The organism is Phytohabitans houttuyneae (genome assembly GCF_011764425.1).
In the GTDB taxonomy this organism is placed as follows: domain Bacteria; phylum Actinomycetota; class Actinomycetes; order Mycobacteriales; family Micromonosporaceae; genus Phytohabitans; species Phytohabitans houttuyneae.
In genome coordinates this window covers 2,192,139-2,205,178 of the sequence record NZ_BLPF01000002.1, presented here as the reverse complement: position 1 = coordinate 2,205,178, position 13,040 = coordinate 2,192,139, and the positions used below count along the sequence as shown (strand labels likewise).

At 68.2% G+C, this 13,040-nt stretch carries 11 protein-coding genes; 6 read left to right on the top strand and 5 right to left on the bottom strand.

Annotated features, from left to right (window positions below; translation table 11 throughout):
• The 4 genes from Phou_RS33025 to Phou_RS33010 form a co-directional block, all read right to left on the bottom strand.
• Nucleotides 1-1,710 carry an ABC transporter substrate-binding protein gene (locus Phou_RS33025; protein WP_246274012.1) on the bottom strand — a complete coding sequence of 570 codons (1,710 nt, stop codon included), beginning with the start codon at nucleotides 1,708-1,710 and terminating at the stop codon, nucleotides 1-3.
• Nucleotides 1,711-1,815: 105 nt separating this feature from the next.
• Nucleotides 1,816-2,148: a hypothetical protein gene (locus Phou_RS33020; protein WP_173063453.1), complete on the bottom strand. Its 333-nt coding sequence runs from the start codon at nucleotides 2,146-2,148 to the stop codon at nucleotides 1,816-1,818.
• A gap of 24 nt (nucleotides 2,149-2,172) precedes the next feature.
• Nucleotides 2,173-2,475 carry a hypothetical protein gene (locus Phou_RS33015; RefSeq protein WP_173063450.1) on the bottom strand — a complete coding sequence of 101 codons (303 nt, stop codon included), beginning with the start codon at nucleotides 2,473-2,475 and terminating at the stop codon, nucleotides 2,173-2,175.
• 67 nt (nucleotides 2,476-2,542) lie between these two features.
• The gene (locus tag Phou_RS33010) at nucleotides 2,543-4,435 is read right to left on the bottom strand and encodes a CocE/NonD family hydrolase (protein WP_173063447.1); all 1,893 of its coding nucleotides are present in this window, start codon (nucleotides 4,433-4,435) and stop codon (nucleotides 2,543-2,545) included.
• A 190-nt stretch (nucleotides 4,436-4,625) separates the two neighbouring features.
• Between Phou_RS33010 and Phou_RS33005 the strand changes: the two genes are divergently transcribed.
• From Phou_RS33005 to Phou_RS32990, 4 genes are read left to right on the top strand one after another with little or no spacing between them, the layout of a single operon-like run.
• The gene (locus Phou_RS33005) at nucleotides 4,626-6,671 is read left to right on the top strand and encodes a M6 family metalloprotease domain-containing protein (RefSeq protein ID WP_173063444.1); all 2,046 of its coding nucleotides are present in this window, start codon (nucleotides 4,626-4,628) and stop codon (nucleotides 6,669-6,671) included.
• The gene (locus Phou_RS33000) at nucleotides 6,650-7,072 is read left to right on the top strand and encodes a hypothetical protein (protein WP_173063441.1); all 423 of its coding nucleotides are present in this window, start codon (nucleotides 6,650-6,652) and stop codon (nucleotides 7,070-7,072) included. The genes Phou_RS33005 and Phou_RS33000 overlap by 22 nt, the downstream gene beginning before the upstream one ends.
• Nucleotides 7,069-7,629, top strand: coding sequence for a TlpA family protein disulfide reductase (locus Phou_RS32995; protein ID WP_173063438.1), 561 nt, complete (start codon nucleotides 7,069-7,071; stop codon nucleotides 7,627-7,629). Before Phou_RS33000 ends, Phou_RS32995 begins: the two co-directional genes overlap by 4 nt.
• 9 nt (nucleotides 7,630-7,638) lie before the next feature.
• On the top strand, nucleotides 7,639-10,179 hold the full coding sequence (locus tag Phou_RS32990) for a M64 family metallopeptidase (protein WP_173063435.1): 2,541 nt from the start codon (nucleotides 7,639-7,641) through the stop codon (nucleotides 10,177-10,179).
• A gap of 80 nt (nucleotides 10,180-10,259) precedes the next feature.
• Here the strand turns inward: Phou_RS32990 and Phou_RS32985 are convergent, their stop codons facing one another.
• Nucleotides 10,260-10,463 carry a hypothetical protein gene (locus Phou_RS32985; RefSeq protein WP_173063432.1) on the bottom strand — a complete coding sequence of 68 codons (204 nt, stop codon included), beginning with the start codon at nucleotides 10,461-10,463 and terminating at the stop codon, nucleotides 10,260-10,262.
• Between the two features lie 487 nt (nucleotides 10,464-10,950).
• Between Phou_RS32985 and Phou_RS55810 the strand changes: the two genes are divergently transcribed.
• Together Phou_RS55810 and Phou_RS32975 are read left to right on the top strand one after the other, a co-directional pair.
• The gene (locus Phou_RS55810; RefSeq protein ID WP_173063429.1) at nucleotides 10,951-11,397 is read left to right on the top strand and encodes a peptidase inhibitor family I36 protein; all 447 of its coding nucleotides are present in this window, start codon (nucleotides 10,951-10,953) and stop codon (nucleotides 11,395-11,397) included.
• 244 nt (nucleotides 11,398-11,641) lie between these two features.
• Nucleotides 11,642-12,508 carry a hypothetical protein gene (locus tag Phou_RS32975; RefSeq protein WP_173063426.1) on the top strand — a complete coding sequence of 289 codons (867 nt, stop codon included), beginning with the start codon at nucleotides 11,642-11,644 and terminating at the stop codon, nucleotides 12,506-12,508.
• Nucleotides 12,509-13,040 lie beyond the last annotated feature (532 nt).

Below are 13,040 nucleotides of genomic sequence, written 5' to 3'. Positions count from 1 at the left end.
TCAGGCCGACGTGCTCAGGTACCGCAGCCGGGCCAGCCCGTCCATGGGCTGCACCCAGCCGGACACCGACGAGCGGACCGGCAGGTTGAAGTTGGGCTGGCAGATGATCACCCAGGGCACCTCGGCGGCGAAGACCTCCTGCACCCGCTTCCACAGCGCGAGCCGCGCGGCCTCGTCGACCGTGGTGTGCGACTTCTCGTAGATCTGCTCGATCTCCGCGTTGGTGAAGTTGGAGTAGTTGAGCGCCGCGCCCTTCACGAAGCTGGTCGCCAGCATGTACTCGACGTCGTTGACCCACAGCTGGCCGGAGGTGAGCTGCAGCGGGATGTTCTTCTGCTGCCGGCGGCCGGCGAGCGTGGCGGGGTCGAGCGGGGTCAGCTTCAGCTCGATGCCGGCCTTGCGCGCCTCGCTCTGCACCAGCACCGCGATCGCCTGCTGGGTGTCGTTGTCGGTCTCGAAGACCAGCTCCGAGTTGACCGTCCGGCCGCCGAGCGTGGACTTCGCCTTCTCCACGTCGTAGGTGAACGGGTAGCCGCCCTCGTCGTAGCCCGGCATGTCGAGCGGGACGAGGCTCTTGGTGGGGCGGGCGTCGCCGCCGTACACGTTCGCGATGATCTGCTCGTACGGCACCGCGTAGGCCAGGGCCATGCGCACGTTCACGTCGTTGAACGGCGCCGTGGTCACGGACATCTGGATCGCGACCTGCTCGTTGCTGGCGGCCGAGACCACGGTGATGCCGTCGGCCTTCTTGAGGTCGGCGATGTCCCGCTGGCCGATGCCGAGGGCGACGTCGATGTCGCCGTTCTGCAGCTGGAGGCGCTGGTTGGAGCCGTCGGGCACCACGGAGATGCGGATGGTGGCGGCCTTGGCGGGGTCGGGTCCCGGGTACCCCTTGTTGGCCTCGAGCACGATCTCCTGGCCCTGGGTGGCCTTGGTGACGTTGAAGTAGCCGCCGGTCGGCGCGTTCTTGGCCTGCCAGTCCTTGGCCCACGGGTCGGCCTCGGTGGCGTGCTTCTTGGCCTCGACGGAGTCGAAGACGTAGAGCGAGATGGCCTGGATCTGCTTGGTCAGCGCGCTCGGGAACGCCTGCGTGAACGTCACCGTGTAGTCGTCGACGACCTGCACCTGGCTGGCCTCGGTGAGGCCGATGGTGCGGTAGATGCCGGCGACGTTGGACTGGGCGGCGAAGGCGCGGTCCTTGGACCACTTGACGTCCGCGGCCTTCATCTCGTTGCCGCTGGCGAACTTCACACCTTTGCGCAGCTTGAGCGTCCAGACCTTCTGGTCCGCGCTCGGCTCGAACGACTCGGCGAACGTCGGCACGATGTTCTGCGTGTCCAGGATCCTGGACCCGCCCGCGTCGGTCACCCCGTAGTCGATCATGTACGGGAACACGTTCTTGTACAGCATCAGGGCGGTCAGGTCGAACCCGACGAAGTCCTGGTCCCAGCTGCTGAGGTAGCTGGAGACCGCGATGCGCAGGGTGCCGGCCGCCGGCCCGGCCGACTTGGCGCCGGAGCCGCTTTCCTTGGAACCGGCCGCGCAGGCGCCGGTCGCGAACAGCAGCGCGACGCCGCCCCGAGTTGGAGCACGGAGCGGCGGGAAACCCTGAACGGGAGAGGCCTGAGTCAGCCATGAGATGTCCTTCCAGAACCGCGACCGGAGGTGGACCGCTCCGTGTGTTCTATCAGGCTTAAAGTTTGTGAACAAGAGTGCGCGCCTTGTTCACCGAAACCTGTGTCCTAGCTGTTGGACGGGCCCCTGGTGTCCCACTGGCCAGGGCAGCCCTGTTGTTCATCAGCGTTCACACGAGCGTTACACCCACCCGCCGCCACTCCACCCGAACGGCCATGGCCCACCCCCAAAGGGCCCGTGCCAAGCGCGGGAGTCAGTCGGAGGGGTGACCAGCGTGTAGAGGTAGCGGCGGTCGCCGGATACGAGGGCGTCCGCGGGCGTGCCGTCCGGCAGGGCGTCGTAGACGTCCTTCGGCACCTCCCAGCCGGGGAACTCGTCGCGCGTGCCGTCGTCGACGGACAGGTAGTGGACGTCGTACGGCTCGCCGGTCTCCTCGACGTGGTAGGTGCGGGTCAGGCGGGCGACCGTCACGCCGCGCACCACGTCGCGGCCGGCGCCCCGGGCGGCGCGCACGAAGTGGGCGGCGCTGATGTACCATCACCAGGCCACGAAACCGAAGGCCAGGGTGGCGCCGGCGTAGTCGTTGAGGGTGCGGTCGTCGCCCGCGAGCGCCCACACGCCCAGCGCGACGAGGACCGGGCTGCCGATCAGCGTGAAGATCAGCAGCACCACGCCGTCGCGGCCGGTACGGGCCGGGCTGTCGAGGCGCGGGAAGCGGTAGCGGACGCGCACCGCGCGGCGGGGCACGCGGCCGCCGGCGTCCGACCAGGCGGCGTGGGTCCACTCGACGGCCGGGCGGTTTTGCGGTCTGGGCTGCGGATGGACCTCGTACCGGGCCACGGCGCGCATCGTAGCGACGCCGGGCAACGCGCCGGTGGCGCGCGTCAGCGCGCCACCGGCGGGGCGGTCACAGTCCGGCGGCGTGGGCGGCGGCGGTGCCGCCGACCACGGGGAGCACGATGTTGCTGGTCTTGAGAGCCACGTTCAGGTTGGCGCGGCTCTGGTCGGCCTGGCTGGAGTACTGCGGGTAGCTGCCCACGATGATGACGCCGATCCGGTGGCCGGGCGCGAAGACATAGTCCTCGGGCAGCATCGGGAAGCTGTAGTTGTACGCCTGGCCGGGCACCAGCGGCACCGCGGTGCGGATGGACTGGCGGTTCTGGGCGTCCTGGATGCCCTTGGTCACCAGCTCCACGTCGGACGTGGCCACCCGCTTCTGGGTCTGCCTGTAGCAGCCGTCGTCGGTCGGGCTGCTCTCGCCCCAGCAGTCCTGCGTCTCCAGCGTGATGATGCCCTCGCCCGACGCGCGGTGGTTGACCCGCTCGGCGGTGCCGTAGTCGACGAGGATCGCGCCGAGGTTGGTGTCGGTCTGGTCGGCGGTGACGCGCAGCTGCACGACCGGGGTACCCGAGATGTGCAGCGGGGCGGTGAGCGGCGCGGAGAGGAAGGCGAGCCGGTTGGGCTGTACCGCGTCGGGGTTGAGGATCATGGTGTTTTGACTTTGGGTCGGGTTGTCCTGGAATGACGCCGTCGCCGGCTGCGCCGCCGGCACCAGCGTGAGGCCGCCGGCGCCGCCGGCGCCGGGCTGCAGGAAGACCTCGGTGTCGGCCTTGCCGGGCACCGGCCAGTCGGCGTGGGTCTCCCACACGTCGGCCGCGCGCTCGATGTCGACGCGGGGCTCGTCCATGATGCCGTTGGCGACGCCGTGCAGCCAGAAGTCGAACCACCGGTGCAGCGTCGAGACCCACACCGCGCGCCGCGAGTCGAACGGGTCGACGTGCCCCTCCTGGGAGAGCCACAGCTTGCGCGGGATGTTGTTCTCGGCGAGCGCGTACCAGAACTTGCTGAAGTGGTCCGGCCGCACGTTGTCGTCGTTGAGGCCGTGGTAGAGCAGCACGCTCGCGGTCATGTTGGGGACCTTCTTGACGTAGCTGCGCTCGTTCCAGAAGGCGGTGTAGTCGCCGTGCTCGTCGCCGTCCTCGGCGGCGATCCGGTCTCTCGTCGGCTGGCAGTACGCCCGCCGTTCGGGGTTGGTGACCGCGTTGGCCAGGAAGGCGACGTAGCTGTTGCCCCGGGTGATCACGCCGTTGCTGCGCACGTAGTCGTAGTACTCGGTCGGCCCGCTGATCGGCACCACCGTGGTCAGGCCCTTCACGCCGGTGACGGCGGTGGCCATGGCGAGTGAGCCGTCGTACGACTTGCCGATCATCGCGCTCTTGCCGTTGTGCCAGTCGGCCGTCACGGCCTGCCCGGCGGCGTTGCGGGCGACGGCGCGGCCGTTGAGCCAGTTGATCGCCTGCTTGGCGCTGAGGTTGTCCTCGTTGGCGTTTGTGGTCGGGCAGCCGGTGGACTTGTTGGTGCCGACCATGTCGAGCAGGATCACCGCGTAGCCGCGCGGCACGAAGTAGTTGTCGTAGAACAGCGGCCACTTCTCCAGCAGGCCGTCGCCGTCGAGGTCGGCCTTGCACTCGCCCTCGTTGCCGCGGCAGAGCGTGGAGTAGTACGGGCTGGCGTCCATGATGACGGGGACCTTGAGGCCGTCGAGCGTGGCCCTGGGGCGGATCACGTCGAACGCGATGATGTCGCGCAGCCCGTCGCGGTCACTGTCGAATGTGGAGTCGATGAACAGCCGCTCGCGGACCGCGTCCGCGTAGCCGAAGACCGGCTGGGTGACGCCGTCGGATACGACGATCGACGGTGCGGCCGCCGCGGACGCGGGGCCGGGCCCGCCCACGACAGCGATCGCCACCACCGGCAGCAGGGCGGCGGCTGCGGACAGCAGGCGGCCGATACCTCTCATGCACCCTCCCCAACACAACCAGAGGCTGCCGACGTTAGGACCGATCGACCGGCGGGCGCCATACACGGGGGTGAAAATTTACGAACCTCAGTCAAGTGTCGAAAGCCGCTCGATGATCTACCGGCAGATGTACAGTGACGCCCTCCCGTGCCCACCCATACATTCACGGTCACCTACGAAGGGTGACCTGATGAGCCTGTACTTCATTCGGCGTTCGGCCCGGCGCACCGCGCTGGCCGCCACCCTCGCGACCACCCTCGTCGCCGCCGTGGCCGCCGGTCCGGCGATCGCCGCGCCGGGCAACCCCGCGGGCGGGACCGGCCCGTTCGAGGTGCTCGACCCGCAGGCGTGGCAAAACCCGGACACCATGACGTGGAACGACTGGAAGGCCGTCCCGAACAAGAACTGGGCCGACCCCGGCGTGGCCGGCTCGGTGCGCAACTTCAAGATCGCCCTGGTCACCCTCGACTACCCCGACCAGCCCTTCGTCGTCACCCAGCGGGCCCGCTCGACGGTCTTCGGCAACCCGCAGGCGACCGCGCAGAACATCCCCCGCGACCAGGTCTCCACCTTCTACCGGGACTTCCTCAACACGCCGAACACGCTGAACAAGGGGCACACGCTCCACGAGTACTGGATGCAGGACTCCAACGGGCGGTACGGCGTCGACCTGACCGGCTTCGGGCCCTACGAGATGCCGGCCAAGTCCTACCAGTACGGCATCGACAACGGCTTCAACCCGGGCGCGTGCCCGGCCGGCGAGCAGTGCGCGCGCAACATCCGCACCGACGGGCTGGGCGCCTGGCGCGCGGCGGTCGGTGACGAGGTCGCCGACTCGTTCGAGCTCGTCTTCATCCTCTCCTCCGGGCAGGACGAGTCGTCGACCTGGCAGGAGTTCGGCCAGATGATGTTCCAGACGAAGGAGGACGTGCCGGAGGCGTGGGGCCCGCCGGACCCGGCGCTGCCCAACTACGCGCGCACCCGCTACGTCGAGTGGACCTCGTGGAAGGCGGCCGCCACCATCTGGCCCAACGCCGGCGGCGGCTCCTCGACCCAGGCGGAGAGCTCCGGCATGGGCGTGTACGCGCACGAGCTGAGCCACCTGCTGAGCATCGGCGACAACTACAACAACCCGTACGGCGTGCCGCTGCGCCGCGCGTACACGGGCATCTGGAGCATGATGTCGCGCGGGTCGTTCAACGGGCCCGGCGGCCCGCACACCCGATGGCAGATACCACCGGTCAACGGCGGCTCGATGGGCTCGCTGCACACCGTGCGCGACAAGGTGAAGATCGGGCTGCTCGGCGAGGAGCACCTGCTGCGCCTCTCGCGCGAGGCGCTCGCCTCCTCCGGCATGGTCGTCGCGCAGGTCACCGCGCGGGCCGTCGACGCCGGGCCGAAGGGGCTGACCGGCATCAACATCGCGATGAACCGCGACAACTCGCCGGCCTGCGTGGTCGCCGAGAACCCGCTCTGCGACGGCGGCGGCTACAACAACTACACCGTCGAGGTCGTCGACCGGATGGGCGCGGACTCGTTCACGCCGGACAACGGCGTGCTGATCAGCAAGACGAAGAACGCGGACAGCGCGCCGTTCGTGTGGGTGATCGACGCCAACCCGCAGGACATCGACATGATCGACTTCTACCAGCCCAACGGCACGCCGCAGAAGATCACCATGGGCGACTACCGGCAGCTGTCGGACGCGCTCTTCCACGCCGGCACCCGCTCGGGCAGCGAGTACGAGTACGTCGACGAGGCCAACCGCCTGCACTTCTACGTCCTGGACCTCAAGCGGGACGCGAACGGCGTCCTGTCGTACACGGTCGCGGTCCGCTCGCTCGACGGCACCGGCGGCCCGAGCACGCACGGGGTGGACCTCGGCGACGGCTTCGTCACCACGAGCGGCAAGCCGACCGGGCGGGGCGTGACCTGCACGTTCGACCTGACCAACACGGGCACGTGGTCGGCCGGCGGCCAGCAGCACCCGGAAAACGTCGCGCAGTACCTCAAGTCGGACGTCTACCGCCTCTCCGCGGACATCGGGCAGATCGGCTGGCGGGTCGAGGTGCCCAACGCGCTCGCGGCGGTCGGCTTCGGCAAGATGACCAAGGTCAAGGTCTCGGTCGGGGCGACCGCCGACGCGGCCGCCCGCGGTTTCGTGAAGCTGACGGCGACGTCGGTGAGCGACCCGACCAAGACGGTCACCCGCTCGTGTCACGTCGAAAAGGCCTGATCCTGGTGCCCGCCGCGGCCGCCCTGCTCCTCCTGGGCGGCTGCGGCGGGGCCGAACCGGCCTCCCCGACCACGGTCCGGGTGCTCGTCCGCGACATCAACATCCGCGAGGAGGGCGTCGACTGCGCCGGCACCGGCGCGTACACGTTCTTCCACAACCGGGCCCCGTTCCGCGTCCTGGACGGCGAGGGACAGACGCTGGCCGACGGCCGCCTCCCGCCCGGCAAGGCGGTGCGCACCTTCGAGGAGGACCTCGAGGTGGACCGCGTCCCGACGTACTGCGAGTTCGCCGTACCCGTCTCCGTGCCGTCGCGCCCCGGCTACCAGCTGGTGGTCGACGACGAGCCGGCGATACCCCTCACCACCGACCAGGGAGCGCTCGTGGCCGTGGTGCCGTCGTGAGGCTGGTGGCCGCGCTCCTCGCCGCGGCGCTCTGCCTGGCCGCCTGCGACAGCGGCGGTGGGAGGGAGGCCACGGCCGGCGGGGCGGGCACGCTGCCCGGGCCGGTCCCGGCCGGACTCGCCCTGCGCCCGGTCCCGCCGGGTACCCCGAGCGCCCCGGTCTTCACCGGAACGCTCACCGACGGCACCGCCCTCGCCGCCGCCGACCTGTGGGCGCGGCGCCCGGTCGTGCTGCTGTTCTTCAGCTCGTGGTGCACCACCTGCGCGCAGCGGCAGGGCGCGCTGAGCGAGCTGGCCCGCGGCTACCGGGACCGCGTCGTCTTCGTCGGCGTGGTCACCGGGGACGAGCCGGACGAGCTCGACGCGTACCTGCGCGCGCACAAGTCCGAGTTTCCGGTCGTGGTCGACGGGGATGGCACGATCTCCCGGTCGTACGCGGTCCGCGAGCCCGGCGCCGTCGCGCTCGTCGCCAAGGGCGGTGCGCTGCTGCGCGGCTGGCCCGGCGGCCTCGACGCTTCCACATTGGACATACGGATTCGCGAGCTGCTCCTGGGATGAGGTGAGCCGATGAGAACCCGAGCGACGCTGATGCTGGCGGCCCTGGCGGCCGGCCTGGTGGTGGCCGGTCCCGCGCCGGCGCGCGCGGCCGACCCCGCGCCGCTGCCCGAGCCCACGGTTCGCCCGGTCCAGGTCACCGGCCCGGCCGCCGACCGGCTCAACCTGGTCATCCTCGGCGACGGCTACCAGGCCGACCAGCAGGCCATCTTCCGGGCCGACGTCGACCGCAACCTGGCCGTCATGTGGGCCACCGAGCCGTTCCGCACGTACCGCGACTACATCAACGTGTACGCGGTCGAGATCGCCTCGATCGACTACGGCGTCCGCTGCGACCCCGACGGCCGCGTGCGCCACCCGGACGGCACGATCCGGGACACCGGCGAGCGCGAGGGACCGATCGACGGCAAGCGCACCGCGCTGCGCATGATCTTCCAGAACGGCTGCGCCGACCCCCTCGCCCGCGGCACCGTCTACGGTGGAGCGCCGGTGGGCTGCGAGAACGACGCCGCCTACTACCCGCCGGGCGTCAACCCGTGCGAGACCGGCGCGCAGGCGCACAACCGCATCCTCGACTCGTACGTGGTGCCGGCGCTCGGCATCCCCCGCACCTCGCAGAACGTGCAGACGCTCGCCATCTTCAACACGTTCACGTACGGCGGGATCGGCGGCACCAACGCCACCACCTCGGGCGGCTCCCCGCAGGGCCCGCTGATCTCGCTGCACGAGCTCGGCCACTCGCTGGGCACGATGGCCGACGAGTACCCGTACTCCTCCCGCGACGTCGTGCGCCCCTGCTACACCGGCGGCGAGCCGGGCAGCTTTCACCACACGATCTACTCGAGCACCGGCCAGATGGTCGCCGACCAGCACAAGTGGTGGCGGTGGGTCGGCGAGGAGAGCCTGTCCGGCGGCACGATCGGGCTGCACGAGGGCGGCGGCACCTACCCCTGCGGGCAGCGGCGGCCCAGCGAGCACTCCATCATGCGGTGGATCGGCTTCGACTGGGACCAGGTCGGCCGCGAGCACATGGTCGCCCGCATCACCGGGCGGCGCAACGCGGGGCAGATGGCGCTGCGGCACGCCCCGCCGGGGACGGTGCCGGCCGACGGCGTGCTGTGGGTCGAGACCGGGCATCCGCGGTACCACGCGCTGCGGGTGACCTGGCTCGCCGGCGAGCGGGTGCTCGGCACCGGCGGCAGCCTCGACCTCGCGCCGCTGGCACTGCCCGCCGGCACCACCGTGCGGGTCGAGGTGCGCGACCCGGTCGGGCCGGACGGGATCGACTGGGTGCGCAACCCGTCGACCGGCGGCGGCGCCACCGACTCGGGGTACAACGGGCCGCGCTTCGTGCAGACTCGCGAGTGGACGGTCGCCGCGGCGGGCGTGACGCCGTCACCGCCGGCCGCCGAGATCACCAGCTCCACGATGACCACGCAGCCGGTCGCCGGCGACGAGGTCGTCTTCGTCGAGACCAACCACCCGGCCGACCGCATCCTCGATGTGGCCTGGTCGCTCGACGGCCAGCCGGTGCCCGACCAGGGCGACGGGCGCAGCCTCGACCTCGGCGCGCTCGACCTGTCCCCCGGCACCCACCGCCTGGTGGCGACGGCCACCGACCCGGCCGGCGCCACCGACGCGGTCGAGTGGAGCGTCGACAACGGCATGCCGACCGCGCCGCGGCGCCTCTCCACGCCGCTGGCCACGCTGCCCGGCGCGCTGGAGCACCCGGTGTACTTCGACGGCTGGGACATGTGGCTCGACCCGCGCGACGACCAGACCGGGCGGCACGTGGTGGGCCAGTTCCGGCTCGACGGGGACGGCTGGTTCAACTACTTCGGCTTCCCGGAGCGGCCGATGCCGGACTCACCGTTCCAGTTCCGCCACTCGGGCACCAGCGTCAAGGCGCTGACGTACGGCAACCTCGGCACCGGCGGCCTGTCCCGCGCCACGTTCGAGCAGACGCTGCCGGACGACCACCCGAGCGGCGGCTTCGTGCCCGGCTTCGGCACCCACCTGGTCGAGCACCGCGCCATCGACCCGGCCGGCAACATCGGCCCGGCCAGCGGCTACCGCGCCACGGTGCTGCCCGGCGCCTCGCCCGCGTGCACGACCACGCTCACCGGCCGCCAGAGCCGGGTGACCGTGACGCAGGGCGTGACCTGCCTGACCGGCGCGCGGGTGGCGGGCCAGGTGACCGTGCGCGCGGGCGCCTCGCTCGTGGTCCGCGACAGCACGATCAGCGGCACGCTCGCGGCGAACGGCGCCCAGGCCGTGCAGCTCTTCGGCTCCACGGTCAACGGCGCGGCCCAGATCACCGGGACCACGCGGGACGTGACGGTCGCCGGCAACACGTTCAACGGCGCGGTGGTCCTGGCCGGCAACACCCAGGTCAGCGCCAACGAGCGGTACAGCCGGCTGGTCGGCCCCTACGGCCCGGTCCTGGTCGGCAACCGGGTCAACGGCGCCCTGAGCTGCGCGGGCAACAGCACCCGCCCGAGCGACTTCGGCGCACCCAACACCGTCCGCGGCGCCGACTTGTGCCGCGGCTGACCAGCCCCATCCGGAGATTTCGAGCTACCGCGACGCCCGTCGTGGTCCGGACCGTCGCTCCAGCGACTGGTCAGGAGGTCTCAAGATCTGTGATGGCCGGCTCGGTGGCCATCGAAGCGACCGCCGACCTCCCGAAGCCCGCCTACGGCGTATCGCCAAGGTTCGATAGGCCCCGGCGGCTCGGACTGTTCTTGAACCTTGGTCCGGGTGAGGGCGGGGTTCTCGACATAGGCCATCACACTCTCATCGTGTTGATAGCTCGCGTAGCCGACGACCAGCAGCATCTTTGCTGCTCCGCACGCGCCTAACGGTGTCGCATCTCGCCAGGACATACTGCGTCTGGTCTCGACTCTTGAATTGCCAATCCCATTAGGATGATCAAATTTCGGAACATGGCATTGGGTCTAGTCCGGCCAGCCGCTCTTTGAATAGCGAACCCTGCATGGCAGATGACGACAAGGCAGTAGCAACCACACGACGAGGCGGCAGAAAAGACGATCTTGTCCGCAGTCATTGACTTAAGTGCATCGATCTGATGTCATCATGTGGGTGACGACCTCACGACCATAAAGGCTTAATGCTAGCGTCGGGCCTCATGCAGGAGGCCGATACTTTCTGGTTCGCGGAGGAAGGTCTTGTTACTCAAGCCTCTGCGCGGGAGCCACCTTGGATAGCTTGCCGACCGCCAGGATATCGGCGTCTCACTCCGTTGTTTGCCAAGCTCTGCGCCCGTTGTAGGTATCGAGAGAACCCCTGGAGGGAGTTCGCCTAATGCTACGAAGGCTGGTTGCCGCGATGACGGCTGCATTAATTGGAATCGTCGGAGGCTCGGTCCTATTAGCTCGGCCTGCCGAAGCGTATCCGATTAGCTTCTGCAATGACCCCATAGGAGATCTTTGCTACTACTATAGTCCGAACTTCTTGGGAGCCTATGCTGGGATTTGGCAGGCCGTGCCGGATCTTCTCAATCCGAGGGGAACATACCCTGACAACTCCCTTGGTAGCCCTTATCAGCCTGGAACTGGCCAACAGATCGGCAACAACGCCGCTTCGGCGCAGAATCACGACCGGATTACCTGCGTAGCCACGATCTTTTACCGAGCAAACTACAACGCCGGCTATCCAAGCGCCCCGAAAATCAGTCTCCAACCAGGCCAGGCCGTAGCGAATCTTGGCTCGTTGCGAAACAACAATCGATCCCACACCTGGAATTGTTGAAGAGGCAGGTCTTTGGTTAGCCTCTGGCCGATTCATCGCGGGCCGCCCGACTGGGATTTGCTGTTCAATTCAGCGTGACCACGTTCCCAAAGAGTTGTGTTGATGGTCGATTGTACCGAACGGAAGGCTGGCGACTATAATGCGAACGCTTCTCCTGCGATCCCTCGTCGTTGGTGCGGCCTCCTTGCTTGCTGCAACTGGATGTGCCAACGGTGGTGACACAAGTGGGCGGAATGATTGGACCTTGCAAATCGCCGCGCCGCCCCTCGTGACTGATGTACCAGATACGAAGTCCGTGCTGGATACTTCGGCAACATTGCCCATTGCAGGATACCTGCCGACCGAGCAACAAGCGGATCTGGTGAACAATGGACGGGCGGTCGTGATCAATCGATGCCTGGAGCGATACGGATTCGAGCATTTGTTATCGACGACACAGAGCGGCACATTCCAACACACATACACTGCAGACGGTCGATACGGCATCAACGACCTGGTCCGGGCCGAACGCTATGGCTATCATCCAGCCCTCGACGGCAACACCCCCACAGCGCGCCCGCTGCGTGAAGCACCGATCTCAACCGATCTTGAGATGGTCATGACTGGTGGTTTAGATAGCTCAGGCCGGCGCTTGGCTAGCCGAAAGCTCGTCAACGGTCAGATGCCGCCAGTCGGTGGGTGTGTCGCCGAGGCCGCGAGGAAACTAGGTGCCAGAGACGGGCGAACCTACCTTGATACGGAGCTGGCTCAGGTTCTCTCCATCTCTAGCTATGAGCAGTCCTTCGCGGATAGCAGGGTTCAGGATGCCGTTCAAAAGTGGAGCTCCTGCATGCTCGGAGAAGGCTATGACATAGATAAAGATCCGACGGTGGCACCAGACAGGTTTCCGATATTGAACAATCAAGTTCCTTCGGGCGTCGAGATTCGTCAGGCGGTCGCGGATGTCACCTGCAAGATACATTCGAATCTGGTCGGCGTGTGGTTTGCTGTAGAGACAGCGTACCAATCCGCCCTGATAGACCAAAACCTCCAGGAGCTCGCAGCCGCGAAGGACAGCCTCGATACCGCAATAAGTCGGGCTACTACCCTGATGGCCGGCGCCGTATCTTAATGCGCTGGTGTGACTTGACGTCCGCTGCGATCAGGCCCACGGTCGTCACGACCCGGGCGACGGCGAATGCGCGGTATTGAGACCCTGCGATCGGAGCGCTAACCGCTTCTTTGGGGCGCCCCATAACTCCTGACAGTTATGGGCGCCCCTTCATGCCGACTCGTCGCCGGAGTACCGGACCCGGAAGCGGCGGGTCGATATGACGCCTGGGTGTCCTGCTCAGCTGCCCGCTAAGGCTGCTCGGCGAGTTACCGCTTCGCTCCCGGCGTGAGCCGGCAGCCGCTTCGCGGCCTCGGAATCCCTGCCCATAGGGACTTGCAGTGCTCCGGGAGAATGCTTCGGGTGAGCGAGATCCAGCAGTTCGCGGGCAGTTGGAATACGAGACCGGTCAATCCATCGAGGACTTCGTAACAGAACACGCTACTGACGGTCCGAAGCGGGAGCTTTCGGCCGCATCGTGGAGGCGGCAGCCTCTGCCCGTGCTGGTTGGAAGATCAAGGTCCTTGCCAGAGCATTCGTACAGGGCGCCAGG